This window comes from Candidatus Saccharimonadia bacterium (genome assembly GCA_035544015.1).
Taxonomy (GTDB): Bacteria; Patescibacteriota; Saccharimonadia; order UBA4664; family UBA4664; genus UBA5169.
Window position 1 is genome coordinate 295,161 of record DATKIP010000093.1, and the last position, 15,004, is coordinate 310,164.

Annotated in this window: 16 protein-coding genes; 12 read left to right on the forward strand and 4 right to left on the reverse strand. The window is 60.2% G+C overall.

Annotated elements, in window-relative coordinates; all coding sequences use genetic code 11:
* Positions 1-7: 7 nt before the first annotated feature.
* A complete protein-coding gene (locus VMT30_08040; protein HVQ44877.1) occupies positions 8-1,345 on the reverse strand; it encodes a PEGA domain-containing protein in 1,338 nt (445 codons plus the stop codon).
* Between the two features lie 102 nt (positions 1,346-1,447).
* Between VMT30_08040 and VMT30_08045 the strand changes: the two genes are divergently transcribed.
* The 9 genes from VMT30_08045 (at position 1,448) to VMT30_08085 (ending at position 9,813) form a co-directional block, all read left to right on the forward strand.
* Entirely contained in the window at positions 1,448-2,452 is a 1,005-nt protein-coding gene (locus VMT30_08045; protein HVQ44878.1) for a rod shape-determining protein, read from the forward strand.
* Positions 2,453-2,634: 182 nt separating this feature from the next.
* Complete coding sequence (locus tag VMT30_08050) at positions 2,635-3,915, forward strand: O-antigen ligase family protein (protein HVQ44879.1); 1,281 nt, start codon at positions 2,635-2,637, stop codon at positions 3,913-3,915.
* A complete protein-coding gene (locus VMT30_08055; GenBank protein HVQ44880.1) occupies positions 3,908-4,756 on the forward strand; it encodes a WecB/TagA/CpsF family glycosyltransferase in 849 nt (282 codons plus the stop codon). The genes VMT30_08050 and VMT30_08055 overlap by 8 nt, the downstream gene beginning before the upstream one ends.
* Positions 4,757-4,820: 64 nt before the next feature.
* Positions 4,821-5,861 (forward strand): DUF4367 domain-containing protein, encoded by a 1,041-nt coding sequence (locus VMT30_08060; protein ID HVQ44881.1) that lies wholly within the window; start codon positions 4,821-4,823, stop codon positions 5,859-5,861.
* 18 nt (positions 5,862-5,879) lie between these two features.
* Positions 5,880-6,368 (forward strand): hypothetical protein, encoded by a 489-nt coding sequence (locus tag VMT30_08065; GenBank protein ID HVQ44882.1) that lies wholly within the window; start codon positions 5,880-5,882, stop codon positions 6,366-6,368.
* Positions 6,369-6,521: 153 nt separating this feature from the next.
* Positions 6,522-6,860: a hypothetical protein gene (locus VMT30_08070; protein ID HVQ44883.1), complete on the forward strand. Its 339-nt coding sequence runs from the start codon at positions 6,522-6,524 to the stop codon at positions 6,858-6,860.
* Positions 6,861-6,868: 8 nt separating this feature from the next.
* Entirely contained in the window at positions 6,869-8,278 is a 1,410-nt protein-coding gene (gene gltX, locus VMT30_08075) for a glutamate--tRNA ligase (protein ID HVQ44884.1), read from the forward strand.
* Positions 8,279-8,376: 98 nt separating this feature from the next.
* Positions 8,377-8,580, forward strand: coding sequence for a hypothetical protein (locus VMT30_08080; protein ID HVQ44885.1), 204 nt, complete (start codon positions 8,377-8,379; stop codon positions 8,578-8,580).
* Positions 8,581-8,664: 84 nt separating this feature from the next.
* Positions 8,665-9,813 (forward strand): DUF3048 domain-containing protein, encoded by a 1,149-nt coding sequence (locus VMT30_08085; GenBank protein HVQ44886.1) that lies wholly within the window; start codon positions 8,665-8,667, stop codon positions 9,811-9,813.
* Positions 9,814-9,843: 30 nt separating this feature from the next.
* On the opposite strand, the gene VMT30_08090 is transcribed toward VMT30_08085, so the two are convergent.
* A complete protein-coding gene (locus tag VMT30_08090) occupies positions 9,844-10,758 on the reverse strand; it encodes a hypothetical protein (protein HVQ44887.1) in 915 nt (304 codons plus the stop codon).
* Positions 10,759-10,799: 41 nt separating this feature from the next.
* On the opposite strand from VMT30_08090, the gene VMT30_08095 reads away from it, so the two are divergent.
* Positions 10,800-11,429 carry a septal ring lytic transglycosylase RlpA family protein gene (locus tag VMT30_08095; protein HVQ44888.1) on the forward strand — a complete coding sequence of 210 codons (630 nt, stop codon included), beginning with the start codon at positions 10,800-10,802 and terminating at the stop codon, positions 11,427-11,429.
* Positions 11,430-11,445: 16 nt separating this feature from the next.
* On the opposite strand, the gene VMT30_08100 is transcribed toward VMT30_08095, so the two are convergent.
* Entirely contained in the window at positions 11,446-11,901 is a 456-nt protein-coding gene (locus tag VMT30_08100) for an FKBP-type peptidyl-prolyl cis-trans isomerase (protein HVQ44889.1), read from the reverse strand.
* Between the two features lie 80 nt (positions 11,902-11,981).
* On the opposite strand from VMT30_08100, the gene VMT30_08105 reads away from it, so the two are divergent.
* Entirely contained in the window at positions 11,982-13,523 is a 1,542-nt protein-coding gene (locus tag VMT30_08105) for an ATP-binding protein (GenBank protein ID HVQ44890.1), read from the forward strand.
* Positions 13,492-13,869, forward strand: a complete 378-nt coding sequence (locus VMT30_08110; protein HVQ44891.1) for a response regulator — start codon at positions 13,492-13,494, stop codon at positions 13,867-13,869. Before VMT30_08105 ends, VMT30_08110 begins: the two co-directional genes overlap by 32 nt.
* A 13-nt stretch (positions 13,870-13,882) precedes the next feature.
* Here the strand turns inward: VMT30_08110 and VMT30_08115 are convergent, their stop codons facing one another.
* Positions 13,883-14,941 carry a DUF475 domain-containing protein gene (locus VMT30_08115; GenBank protein HVQ44892.1) on the reverse strand — a complete coding sequence of 353 codons (1,059 nt, stop codon included), beginning with the start codon at positions 14,939-14,941 and terminating at the stop codon, positions 13,883-13,885.
* Positions 14,942-15,004 lie beyond the last annotated feature (63 nt).

The following is a 15,004-nucleotide window of genomic DNA, read 5'->3' on the forward strand; positions in this document are numbered from 1 at the left end:
GCCAGCGCTAGCGAATCTGCAACTGCAGCACCCTTACGCCGGTATCGGTCGGTCGAAACACAATCACGCCCCGAGTATCAGCATCACCATACGCCGGCAGCACCCCATACCCTCGACCCAAATCTACCTGATTCGTACCATCAAAATCGCTCCAATACAGCTCGCCGTCTCGATTTGACAGCAAATGCTCATCGTCAAACCACGTCACAGCGCTCAAGGTTCCGCGAGCCGCCGGGGCAGGGTATAGCACAAACGAATGCTCCAGCGTCGACCGCTCCAAGTCGTACACGCTCGAACCCGCCGCCGAATTCAGCGCCAAAAAACGGCCGTTTTTGGGCGAAAAACTCACACTCACAATCCCCTGAGCCACCACCTTGGCCACCGGAGTATCGCTAAATATCCCCGAGTACAAGGTCGCCACGCCGGTTTTGGCCGGCACCACGGCCAACTCGTCTTCATTGTTGTAACGAGAAAGCGCCACGCTATAGCTATCGCTTTCCACCAACGCCGATATCACTTGTTGGCGCTTGCCCCGGCTATCGAGGCTCCACAGCGACCGGCCGAGATCAGTTTGCTGCACATACAGCACCCGGTCGGGCTGCACCCAAAACTGACTAACCTTATCTGCCAGCACGCCCGATACCGCCGCAGCGTCCATATCGAGCCGCCGCAAACCATCCGGCGACACCCAATACATCTGCCGCCAGTTTGAGCCCGAAAAATGCAGCCCGTTAAAGTTAAATCCGTAGGTCTGAGTCAAATTAACCGGCTCACCACCGCCAGCCGCCGCCAAGCGGTGCGTCAACACGCCCCCCACCTCGCTCACGATCAACAAATGCGACGCATCATCCGACCACGCCACATCATGCAACACCTCCGCACCCACCGGCGCCACGCCTTCGCTGGCCGCCACCGCCGGCTTAGCCGAATATAACTTCACGAGCTTCTTGTTACCCAGATCAAGCGTATAGACCGCGGCGTCCGTCCCCCCCACCACGTAGGCCAGATGGCGATGATCCTTCGAAATCGTCTGAGCCGTAATTTGCGTCTTCGCATCGAGCTCGGTCACAACTGGCTTTTTAGGCACCATAATGACGTAGTCAGCCAGCGCCACCCGCCCCGCCGTGACCATTAATTTCTTTTCCCAAGGCCAAAAACCATCTTTCTCGAGCCGGAAAATATGATCCCCGATACTATACGCCGCCTGGTAGGGCGTACGCTTACCAAGTACACGACCATCAGCCGTCACCACAATACCGCCGGGCAGCGAATCGATAATAACGTGGCCTTTTTGAATTATGCGATGAGTCTTGAAGTCGTAAGTATAGTCATTACCATAAGCCACAAGACCTACGGTGAACCCGACAATCGCGAGCGCAACCAAAAGATAACCAAAGATAGATAAGATTCGACGTAGCATGGACTTGGCCCATAGTATACTACACACATGTTCTCTAAGCGCATTGCAATCGATTTGGGCACCGCCAACATTCTGGTATACGTACCCAAGCGCGGCATTGTCATTAATGAACCGAGCGTGGTGGCCATCGACGACCACAATAAAATCGTGGCCATCGGCGCCGAAGCCAAAGAAATGCTCGGCCGCACGCCCGACAGCATCACAGCCTCGCGGCCCCTGCGCGACGGCGTGATCGCCGATTATCGCATCACCCAAGCCATGATCCGCCACTACATCGGCAAGGTCACCGGCGGGTTCCGTCTCTCGCGCCCGGATGTGATGGTGTGCGTACCCGCCGGCGCCACCTCCACCGAACGCCGCGCCGTCATCGACGCCACCCTGGCCGCCGGCGCCCGCGCCGCCTACATCATCCGCGAGCCTGTAGCCGCGGCCATCGGCGCCGGCATCCCCATCGCGAGCGCGGCCGGCAACATGGTGGTCGACATCGGCGGCGGCACCACCGAAATCGCCATCCTGAGCCTCGGCGGCGTCGTAGCCCAGCACAGCATTCGCGTGGGCGGCAACCGCCTGGACAACGCCATCGCCGAATACATTCGCCGCACCTACGGCCTCGCCATCGGCGACCGCACCGCCGAAATCATCAAAATGCAGCTCGGCACGGCGCTCAAACTCACCCGCGACAAAACCATGGAAATCCGGGGCCGCGACATCATCCAGGGCCTGCCCAAAACCATCACCATCCGCGCCAACGAAATTTCCGGCGCGCTCCAAGACGAGCTTGAGAAAATTATTCAGGCCATTCGGGTGGTACTCGAGCAAACCCCACCCGAACTTAGCTCCGACATCATTGACCGCGGCATGGTGCTCACCGGCGGGGGAGCGCTCCTGCAAAATCTCGACAAAATGCTCACCCAAGTTACCGGCGTGCCTTGCGTAGTGGGGGAGGAGCCTTTGCTCTGCGTGGCCCGCGGCACCGGTATCGCACTCGACAATCTCGAGGAGTACAAACGCAGCTTGGTCGCGGTTAAATAATTCAACACAGGTGACCGACCACGCCTCTCCGGCTGATATAACGGAATCCGAGGATTATCACCGACTCGATGCATTGCTAGCCTCAAATTTAGCCACACCAGCTATAATTCCTCGGATTCCGTTATACCTTCTCAGCGGACACATCCCACCCAACCTCGCCTGAAATTCTGTATAATCAAGCCATGAAACTCAATCAACAGATTGAAAAATTCATCCAAACCGGTCTGCTCGTCATCGTCGCCGTGATGCCGTTTCACGCCTTTTTGAGCGTGTGGCTCGGCCACCTGTTTGGCCACCAGGCCGTCATTCAAGGCTGGAAAGAGGCGCTGCTGCTCATCCTGGCAGTCGCCGCCCTAGCGCTCCTCATCCGCGAACCCGCCCGCCTCCAGCGTCTGCGCCAGCCCTGGATCCTCGCCGCCCTCGCCTTCGGAGCCGTGGCCCTTATCGTCACCGCCCTCACTCGCCCCGTCGCCGAGCTAGCCGCCTTTGGCGCCAAAACCGATCTCGAATTCCTTCTCGCCGGCATCATTGCCGCCACTATCGCCACCCGCACCCTGCTCGTGCGCCTGATCACGATCATTCTCATCGGCTGCGCCGTTGTCGCCGGCTATGACCTGCTGCAAATTTTCGTCCTGCCGGCCGATTTTCTCACCCATTTCGGCTACGGGCCAGGCACCATCGTGCCCTACCAGCACATCGCCATCGGCACCTCGGCGCTCCGCTTCCCTAGCACCCTCGGCGGCCCCAACCAACTCGGCACATACCTCATTATCCCGCTATGTCTGAGCCTCGCCCTGTTCACGCGTCAGCGCCGTTGGTGGCAGCTAGCGCTGTTTGCCGCTAGCCTCATCAGCCTCATCTGGACCTTCTCGCGCGGCGCCTGGATCGGTGCCGGCGTCGCCATAATCATCACCCTCATCGCCAGTCTCCCCGCTCGCCTGCGCCGCACCGCCACCTTCGCCGTCGCCATCGTGATTGCCGGCAGCCTCCTAGCGCTACCAATCATTCTCACCCGCGACGGCCAGCTCCAGTACTTGCTCCTCCACGCTAGCGTCGCCACCCATAGCCAAGCCAATCTCTCCGATTCGCAACACGCCGCCTCCCTGCAGGACGGCTACCAGGCCCTCATCGCGCGTCCGTTCGGCCACGGCCTCGGTACCGCCGGACCCGCCACCTTCCACATTGGCCCACCCCACATCATCGAGGATTACTACCTCCAAGTCGGGTACGAAACCGGCCTGGTCGGGCTCGGCGTCTTCACAGCCGCACTCGGCCTCCTCTTGATGGCATTGTGGCGCACCAGCGCAGCTCACGCGCTCGCCATTCCGCTGGCAGCCGCCATAGGCGGCATTTGCCTCGTAGCCATCGTGCTGCCGGCCTGGGCCGACTCCACCACCGCCCTCATCGCTTGGATCGCCGCCGGCACTGCCGCCAGCGTCACCCCCAAGGCGCGTCATGTCTAAACAACGCACCTACGACCGCGTCACGCTCCTCGGAGTAGAAGTCGATGTAATAACCCTTGCCGAAGCCACAAACTACCTCATCGCCACCGCCGCCGATCCGCGTACGCCAGCCGGCTACGTCATCAAACCCTACGTGGAGTTCCTCGACCGCGCGTCCACCAACCCCAAACTCGCCGCGCTCCTCAACGATGCCGAACTCTCGGTAGCCGACGGCGTGGCCGTGGTGTGGGCAGCCCACTACCTGTACGCCGGCCCGCGCACATTAGCACGATTTTTGCTTACCCTAAGCCAAATCATCGCCGCACCCGCCGAACTCTGCTGGCCCCTGCCCGAACGCGCTGCCGGCACCAATTTTACCTGGCAACTTCTGCGCACAGCTGCCGAAAAACAGCTTCGCGTAGCCCTTATCGGCAAAGAAACCGCCGCCGATATCGGCGTAGTGGCCAGTACCATTACCGCGGCCCTACCCAGCATCACGATCGTGAGCACTATTCCCGGCCGCGACCCCAATGCCCCCCGCGGCCACGTCACCCCGTCATGGACCGACGCCACCGCCCGACAGCTGCTCGAAACCAAACCTGACCTCATCCTGGTAGGCATGGGGTTCCCGCTCCAAGAGCACGTCTGCGCCGATCTCGTCACCCGCCTCCCTCACGGCCTGCTCATCGGCGAAGGCGGCACCTTCGATTACGAGAGTTTTGGCGGTCCCAAGCGCAAAGCACCACCCGCCATTCAGCGCATCGGGCTAGAGTGGCTCTGGCGGCTAGCCCTCGAACCCACCCGCCTGCGCCGCCAATTCGCCATTCCCCGGTTTATCGCCAAGGTCCGCCGGACGCACTAAAAACCTATTCCAAGCACAGGCATTGTGTTGTAACATAAGCACAATAAACAAGAGCGAAGCGCGCGTGAACTGCCCGGTATGCCAAACCGAAACCGCCACCGTTAAAATCGGGGGCCGGGATTACTGTGCGGTGTGTGGTACGGCAGCAATCCCCGGTGCACCATCCGCACCGCCGGCCAAGCGCGTGTCGCTCGACCTCTCACCCCGCAACCGCACCAATGCCGCCAGCCACCCAACCGCCGGCCGTCACGCCCACCCCGCCAACGAACTGCACGCCCGCACCAAATCCGCACACCTGCTCGATCTGCGCGGCGCCGCACCGCATCCGGTTGAGCCGGCCGCAGTTGTGCATCCCGCCCATCACATCCCCGCCGAATCGCCCGGAGCCACCACCCGGGGCCGCCATCTAGCCCACTTCACCGACCGGTTTGAGAAAGCCCGCCAGGTCAATCGCAGTCCCCACATCCAAAAATTTGCCGGCGGCCGCATCGTCGAAGAACCCAATGCCCAACCCGAGCCGCCAAGCCAGGAGCTCCCGCCTCTAGCCGCCACCCACCACGAAGCCATGACGAGGCTCACCCCGACCCCGCCGGCCGAACCCCCCAAGACCCACACCGGCACCGGCGCGCCCTGGCGTCCGCACCTCGGCCTGAGCGCCGGCGGCAGCCGCACCCTCGCCACCGTCACCGCCGTGGCGCTGATGGGCGGCTACATTTGGCTACAAAACTACCCCAAACTGGCCCTCCAAAACGCCAGCAACAAAGCCGGCGTGACAGCCTCACTACCCACATACCTCCCATCGAGCTACAGCCTAGCCGGCACCAATACCAGCCCCGGTCTCATCACCCTTAATTTTTCCAGCCCCAGCAGCACCGAGCCGCTCAAAATAGACCAACACCGCACCACCTGGGATTCCAGCTCGCTCCTCGACAACTTTGTCGCCAAAACTACCGACGATTATGCCACCGTGCAGGGCCAAGGCCTCACCATTTACCTGTTCAACAACAACCACGCCACCTGGGTCAACCGCGGCATCTGGTACAGCATCGAGGGCGCCAGCCGCCTCAGCCGCGAACAAATCCTCAAGATTGCATACTCACTTTAAGGCAGGGTGTACAAACCAATGTCTGAAAAAGAATCCATCGCACGAGCTGAAGTCCAGGCTTACGCCGAAGATCCCTTCCGCACAGCCGCTCTCGAAATGGCGGTTAACGCTAAACAAGCACGCGCGACTGCAGCCCAGTACGAAAAACAAGCCCCACAACCATTTGTAGCCGGATCAGGCGACCTCGTCGGGCTAGCCGAAGCGCAAGCCGCCCGAGCCGAAGCCGCCCGCGACCGCCTAGGCGAATTTGCCGTAGAGGCTGGAAACAACGCCGATATCGCCTTCTCCTATAAAGTTGAGCCGACGGGCGCAAAAACTCCCGCAGCGGCCATGCAAACGTACGAGCTTGAGCAAGCTGTTTCGCGTGAGGAGCGAGCCCTACGGCTCGCCCAAAAGGACTCAAAAATTCCTGGGCTAGGGTGGGCTCGCCGGCAATTAGCTAAAAAATCCCCCGCCAGAATTCAACAACTCAAGGAAGCTATCCACCGCAATCTTGGCGGCAACTAATAGCGCCGTCACCCGCATAAACAACCGCCCGGTTTTACTGTCCCGAGGAATGTAGTCCCCGTTCTTACATTCCCCCGGACAGCAAATTCGCACTCACTCGCATCACACCCCAGCAAAATGTGCTAGGCTAACAACAACCAACAGGGGAGAGCTATGCAAGACGACCGCGCCTGGGACCGCATCGTAGATGCCGTCGAAACCAAATTTGGCCTCATCGAGCACGGCCGCTCCAAGCGTCCGGTCGAAGACGCCCCCGATCTCACCGAGTACGTTTCGTTCGTAATATTCAACCGCGACGGCGAAAAGTTTAAGCTCGAACGCATCCAAGGCCCCGCCATCATCGACCGCAAAACCATGGGCGCCCGCCGCGCCGGCGCCACCACCCGCGTCGAAAACGTTTACGACTCGGGCGAAGTCAGCTTCCGCACCAATCTCTACCGCGAAGACGGCGCCGACTGGGAGGCTATCGATCCGAGCATGCTCGGGTTATAATACGGTCCATGTCAAGCAGCTCCACCGCCGTTCGCGTACGCTTCGCGCCCAGCCCCACCGGCTATCTCCACGTCGGCGGGATTCGCTCGGCCCTGTTTAACTATCTCTGGGCTCGCCACAACGGCGGCCAGTTTGTGCTGCGCATCGAAGACACCGACCGCGCCCGGCTCGTCGAAGGCTCCATGGATCAAATCAACGACAGCCTCCAGGCTCTCGGTATCGCACCCGACGAAGGGCCGCGCCAGGGCGGTCCGTTCGGCCCGTATCTGCAATCCGAGCGGCTCGACCTGTACCGCGCGCACGCCGAGCAGCTCGTCGCCTCAGGTGCCCTGTACCCATGCTGGTGCCCACCCGAACGCCTCACCGCCCTACGCGAGGAGACTCAAAAAGCCGGCGTCGCCTTCAAATACGATCGCCATTGCCTCATCGCCGAAAACCAACGCAGCATGGACGAACCGCATGTGCTCCGTTTCAAAATCCCCGAAACCCCCGACACCATCGGCTGGGACGACGCCGTCCGCGGCCGCAACCAATTCAAAATCACCGAGCTCGACGACTTCGTGGCCCTCAAATCCGACGGCTACCCCACCTACCACCTCGCCAACGTCATCGACGACCACCTCATGCACATCACTCACGTGCTCCGCGCCGACGAATGGCTTCCCAGCACCCCCAAACACCTGTTGCTCTTCGAGGCCTTCGGCTGGCAGCCGCCCGTTTACGCCCACTTGCCCCCCGTGCAAGGCCCGGACGGCAAAAAGAAGCTCAGTAAACGCGACGGCGCCCAGTCGGTAGGGGAGTACATCGCCGAGGGCTACCTGCCCGAGGCCCTCATGAGCTTTCTAGCCTCACTCGGCTGGAATGACGGCACCACGCAGGAAGTATTCACCCCCACCGAGCTCATCGCCAAATTCACCCTCGAGCGCGTCCAGAAAAGCCCCGCCATGTTTGACCGCGAGCGCCTCACCTGGATCAACGGGCTTATGATCCGGCAGATGCCCCTAGAACAGCTCCTGGAGCGCTCAGAGGCCTTTTGGCCGCCCGAAGCAGCAAATACCTCGCCCGCCTACCGCCAGCAGGTTCTGGGGCTCGTTCAGGAGCGGCTCAAATACCTGGCCGAATTACCCAGCCTCACCGACTTTTTCTTTGCCGATCCCAGCGCCGATGCCCTCGCCGCCGACGCTAAGCTAGCACATCAAGCCCACCAGGCCCTAGCCGATTCCAATTTCACCGAGGCCGACCTTGAACACCGCCTGCGCGCCCTCGCCGAACAGCTCGCCCTCAAACCCGGCACCCTCTTTACCGCTATCCGCCTCGCCACCACGGGCAAAAAAGCCGCCCCGGGGCTGTTTGAGACGCTGCACGTCCTCGGCAAGGACATTTCGCTCCAACGCCTAGAAGCTGCCTCCAACAGATAGAAGCTGCACATTTAGGCCTCTCCGGAGCCAACAGGTTTGACAAGCTCGGTCTCCCTGGCCTATAGTTCAAACACTTAAGCGAGTGAGGTCAAAAACCCATGAGTGTTTCTTTCTACGACGTTAAAACCCGCCAGTCCGTGGATGTAGCCGACGGCGACGTCTCCAAGACCAAGTACGAGCGCACCACCAAAGACGGCAAGACTCAGGTCCGCTACGCCCTCCGCGGCAACTACCAGGGCCGCAACCTGACCAAGTTCGTCAGCCAGGCTACCTGGGACGCCTTCGACGGCCCCGTCGTCTAGACCACCAGCCAATCTTGTCCGAAACGAAACGGAGACCCCTCGGGTCTCCGTTTAGCATAAGCGGCATGATGATATACTGGAGGTATGAATGAACTCGACCCCCAGACCCCCAACCCCACCCCAGAATCCATCATCGTTGCAAATCCCCACGCCAAGCCCAAACCCCCCAGCCGTTGGCTCAAACGCCACCGCAAAGCGGCCATAATCATCGCCGTGGCCGTAGTAGTAGTCGCGGGCGCCGGCGCGCTGGGCTGGAACCTCACGCACCCCAAAAAGCCCGTTGCCCACGCTACGCCTACGCCCAAACCCAGCCCCACTCCCGTCCCAACGCCTGTCACCAAACTGTCTCCACTCACCGGCGTGGCGGTGGATCCCGCCCTCGCCAACCGTCCGATCACCGGCGTGGTCATCGAAAACCAAACCGACGCCCGACCTCAATCCGGTCTGAGCCAAGCCGGCGTCGTGTACGAAGCCAACGCCGAGGGTGGCATCACGCGCTTCATCGCTTTCTTTCTCGACCAGCGCCCACCCAGCCTCGGTCCCGTCCGCAGCCTGCGCACCTATTTCGTCGACTGGGCACTCGAGTTCAACTCACCCGTCGCCCACGCCGGCGGCAACGCCGACGCCCTCGATCTCGTCAGCCCGCTGGGCATGAAAGACCTCAACGCCCTCAGCTTCGCCGCCAGCGGCTTCTACCGCACCACCGACCGCTTCGCACCCCACAACCTCTACACCAGCAGCGACAAGCTCGATCAGCTCCTGGCCACCCACAAATTCAACGGCCCCGCCACGTTCACCCCCAGCCCGCGCAAACCCGACACCCCCGTTGCCACCCCTCCTCACCCCAACATTCACATCGACTACTCCTACGCCGGCTATCAAGTCGATTACAAATACGACCCCACCACCAACGACTACGCCCGTTCGCTCGCCGGGGCCCCGCATGTTGATCGCAATACGGGCAAGCAAATCCACGTCAAAAACATCGTCATCGAAATGATGCCCACGAGCAACGGCACCACCCGCATCGGCGAACAAACCGTCATCATGGGCACCGTGGGCAAAGGCCAGGGCTGGGTGTTGCGCGACGGCGACGCCATCCCCGTCACCTGGTCCAAAGATTCGCACAGCGCCCGCACCAAGCTCCTCGACGCTAGCGGCAACGACGTCCCGCTCGACGCCGGCAACACCTGGTACTCGATCGTGCCAGTCGGTAAAACCGTTTCGTTCTAAGATTCAGGTCCGACGCACCCCCACTAAGAACTAACGCGGCCGATCCTCCATAAAACCCCGATTCGGGAAATACTTTCCGGTTATATCCACAAAACCCGCCATATATTTGGCGTTAACCGATCTACTAACCCTGCGCGCACTTCCAGGAACGTCCGCTTCCAAATAAAAATCAGCCGGGGGCTCGTACTCCATAGTCCTCACCGCACCCGCGGGCCCTTTGCGCTCAATCTCGTGGGCATCCGGGCCCAGGGGCATTGCCACCACAAACTTCCCACTAGCCTGAGGACCATAATACCCATCCACTACCGTGTGGCGTATGTCCGGCGGCCCCATCGTATGATCCATGGTCAAAAACCGATGGGCGATGGGACTATGTCGCAAATCTATACCCCTTTGTTCTTTTAGATACTCAACCGCCTCTTGCGCCGTCAGCGGCCCCGACTGATTCACTCCGATCGCATAATCAGCCCCGCCCAACAAAACCTCTTGGTCGGCGGGCAATCTACCCTCCAAGAGCGCCGGCGCGGTCTCCCGCAGCTTCGCCTCAATGCCAGCCTGCAATCTCTGCCGCTCAACCGTATCTTTTATCATCTCGCGGCGCTTTGCGCGCAATTGATCCTGCTGCTCTTTCCGAAGATTGCCCCACATTGCATTGAATTCTGCTTCATCCGCCAGCTCAATCTGTCCCCCCGAAGCAAAAAAGCGCTCAAGCATAGCCCAATGCTTTGCCTGCGCCCGATCAGCCGCTAGCAGCTCGGCCTCTTGTTGTGCCACCGAACCCTGAGCCGACAAAGGCTCTTGACTGGGCTCATCATCTAGGAATGCGGCCTGATCAGCCATATCGGCCAACGCCTGGCGCCACTTAACTCCCTCCTTCGTATATCGAACGTCGCCGATGGGCATAGGTTGACCGGTCTCATATTCGTTCATAACCTTGATCTCCACGACGCTTATGCTAAAGTAAGCATAGTTCATAACAAAATCGAATGAAAGCCAAAACAAAACGGCGCGTCCTGCACGTGCTCACCAAGAAAAAACTCGTTAAACGCAAGACTTCAAAGCACGTCTTGAGGTCGTTTTTGGTATTGCTGGCTACCGTTTCCATGGGCTCGCTGGCCTACGGCATCACACTCAACAAGCCCATAGTCGGCGTGTCCGTGCACACCTCTGCTGCCGGCGGCGTCCAAATTCAAGCCCCTGTCATCGCCGGCCCGCCCACGCCGCAGCCCGTAGGCGGCCCCGCCGCCATGACCGGCCGCGGTTCGTGGTACGCACTCGGCCTCCCCGCCCCGGACAGCCTCACCTGCGCCTCTCGCACCTTCCCGCGCGGCACGTATTTGCTCGTCAAAGACCTCTACAACAACAATACCGTCGTCTGTCGCGTCAACGATTACGGCCCCGAAGCCTGGACCGGCCGCATCATCGACCTCTCGCGCGGCTCTTTCAGCGCCGTCGACAACCTCGGTCGCGGCACCATCCCCGTAGAGCTACGAGTAGCCAGCGGACCTACCGGCGGCCTGTCACCCACCGAAAACGACCTCGTAGCAGTGGTCGGCTACTCACTCTGCCACAAATCCCACGCCGGCCAATTCTGCGAACAGCACCGCCAAGACTAAAACCCAGCCGCAAAAACTACTTTACGCCCACCAGCTCAACCTCAAACGTCAGCGTAGAATTCGGCGGAATCCCTTCCTTGGCTTGCGCCCCATAGCCCAAGTCCGGCGGAATCACGAGCTTGCGCTTACCACCCACCTTCATCCCGGGAATACCCTCTTGCCACCCCTTAATCACCCCACCGCTCAGCGAAAATTCCAGGCCGTTCGGATCGTGGCGCTCACTGGCATCGAACACCGTCCCGTCGGCCAGCATGCCGGTATACTTAGCCGTCACCGTGCTATCGGCCTTAGCCTCTGCCCCTGTGCCAATCACTTCATCGGTCACCACGAGTCCCGCCCCAGGCGATGCCGCCACGCTCGAGGCAGGCGACGAAGCCGGCGCGACCGCCCCGCCCTGCAACACAAATACCGCCCCCACGATCAACGCAATAACCGCCAGCGAAGCAATCACAATCAGTACACGTGTACCCACAAAATCCACCTTTGCTTACATTTCGAATCCAATTGTAACACGCGCTAGCAAAGACCCTGGGGAAGCATTAGAATTATTGCGTGGGATCTGAACGCTTCAAACGCCGCACACTGGCGCTTTTCTTTATCGTTTCGCTGGTACCGGCACTCATCGTGGGAGCCGTCTGGTACGTCTACACGCAGAGCGCCACGCTCAATTTCCTCTTTCTCGACTTCAACACCTTCGTGCTACCGGTTATCATGGTCGGCGTGATCCCGGCAGTGATCCTCAGCTTCATTTTCGCCGAACTCCTCGCCCGGCCCATTCGCCGCATTCACCATGCCACCACCAAGCTCGCCGCCGGCGAATTTGCCCGCCAATTCGATGACGCCGGCAACGGCGAATTCGCCGAAATCGGCCATGCCCTCGACAAAGTCGCCACCAAACTCCAAGATACCTTATCCGAAGCCGCCAGCGAGACCGCCGTCATCGAATCCGAACGCGGCAAATTGCGCAGCGTGCTCAACTCCATGACCGACGGCGTCTTCGCGCTTGATCGCAGCGGCCGCATCATCTTGTTTAACAAAGCCGCCTGCGAACTCACCGGGCGCACCATCCGTGAAGTCGCCGGACAGCTCGCCGAAAAGGTGATGCCGTTCCGCCAAAACGGCGAGCTCGTCATGACCCGCTGGCTCGCGTCGGGCAGTGGCGCCGAGCACAAAGTAGGGGAGTGGAAAAGCCTTGAGCTCTACCGCGCCGACGGCCACAGCCTCTACGTCGACGTGCAGGCGGTGGTGATCAAAGACGACCCCAACGGCATCGCCGCCCTCGTCACCTTCCATGACCTCACCAAATCTCACCAGCTCGAAGAGATGAAGATCGATTTTGTGGCTCTAGCGGCACACGAACTACGCACGCCACTCACCGAAATCAAAGGCTATCTCGACATCCTTCGCACCGAAGCCAAGGGCCTCACCAAAACCCAGCAAGCCTTTCTAGCTCAAGCCATTATCAGCGCCGGCCAGCTCGGCAGCCTCATGCACAACCTGCTGAATGTTTCACGCATCGAACACGGCGAGCTCAGCTATCAGCCCGAACTTATCGACTTCCGTACGTTCATACTAAACACCGAGCCCGCACTGCAAGAGCGCGCCCTCCAGCAACACCGCCGTCTCACCCTCACCGTACCCAAGCAACCCCTGCTCGTAATGGGGGACGCCTCCGCCCTGCGCGAGGTCATCGACAACCTCGTGTCCAACGCCATCGAGCACACCACATCGGCCTCCGGCACCATCGACATCGAGGTCACGCCGCGCCGCACCAGCATCGAAACCACCGTCACCGACAACGGCACCGGTATTCCCGCGCGCGCCCTGCCCCGGCTATTCACCAAATTTTATCGCGTTGACGAACTCAAGGCACCCACCCACGGCACTGGGTTGGGCCTCTACATCTGTCGATCTATCGTGGAGGCCCATGGCGGCAGCATCGTCGTGGAATCGAAAGAAGGAGAGGGGAGTACATTTACCTTTATCCTGCCCCGCCAAGCAGTTGCCACGCGCACCCAATCTAGCCATAATGATAATGAAACCACAATCACCCGAGGAGCCCATGGCTGGATCAAAAACCATCCTGTTCGTTGAAGATGACAAACCGATCGCCGAGATGTACTCCCGAGTCTTGGAGCGTGAAGGCTTCCAGATAGAATTTGCCTACAACGGCACCGAAGGCCTCCAAAAAGCCCGGACCAAACATTACGATCTCATTTTGCTCGACATCATGATGCCCGAAAAAACCGGCATCGAAGTACTCAATGCCCTGCGCGGCGAAGACGGCAAAGGCAGCGCCCAAACCAAAATCGTCATCCTCACCAATCTCGCCCAAGACAAAACCAGCCAAGAAGCCCTCAAGGCCCAGGCCGACGGCTACATCATCAAAGCCGACATCGTACCAAGCCAGCTTGCCGGTCTCATCTCCAAGCTACTCTAAGCCTAGCAGCAGCCTAAGCGTGCCGCCGTCCCCGGGCCTGCAAACTCGACATCACCGCCAGGCCGATGAAAATCGCCCCGGTCAAACCCGTAATTACCTCCGGCACGTCGTATCGCAAGCTAGCCGCCATCAGTACCGCTAGCGCCCCCAAAGCATAGTGCGCTCCGTGCTCCAGATAAATAAACTCACCTAGCGTATCGTGGCGCACCAGCCACACCGTCAGCTCCCGCACAAAGAACGCCCCCACCCCGAGGCCAATCGCGATCGTCAGCACATTACTCGTAATCGCAAACGCCCCGATCACGCCGTCAAACGAGAACGATGCGTCGAGCACCTCCAGATACAAAAACAAAAACAACGCCGCCCGGCCGGCCAGCCCCACCGTCGCTTTGGCCGCATGCGCCGAAGAACCATCTGGCCGCACCCCCCCAAACTGCTCAAACAACTCGCTAAACCCTCGCACAGCCAGGTACGTCGCCAACCCCGTCACCCCGGCCATCATCACCCGCTGCGACTCTGCCGCACCCCACGTATGACTCACCACAATCAGCGCCAGCAGCGCCAATAAACTCGATAGCGTCTTCAGCCGGCCACCACTGGCGAGCGGCGCCTCAATCACGGCCAGCCAATGCACCCGCTTGGCTTCATCGAGCAAAAAATCCAGAAAAATCATGAGCAAAAAAATTCCACCAAAGGCCGCGATAGCCGGATGCGCATCCGCCAACCGCACCGCGTACTCCGAAGGGTGATTCAAGATCAAATCGATCACGGCCCCAAACCCCAAACCAGCCGTCACCGCCACGATCACCACCGGAAACACCAGCCGCATACCCACCACCGCGATCACCATACCCACAGTCATAAACATCCGCTGCCAAAACGCGTTAAGCCGCCGCAATACCGTGGCGTTAATCACGGCATTGTCAAACGACAGCGAAATCTCCAGTACCGCCAGCACCGCCACGAGCACCGCCTCGCCCGGTCCGCCTACCATTGCCGCTAGCACCACGCCGGCCAGCAATACAAGCAGCGGATACTTCACAGCCGACAGCAATGATCCGAAAACATTCATACCCCCCATCATACCTGATACCGCACACACAGCCCACCATTTCGCCAAAAACAGATTTTTATT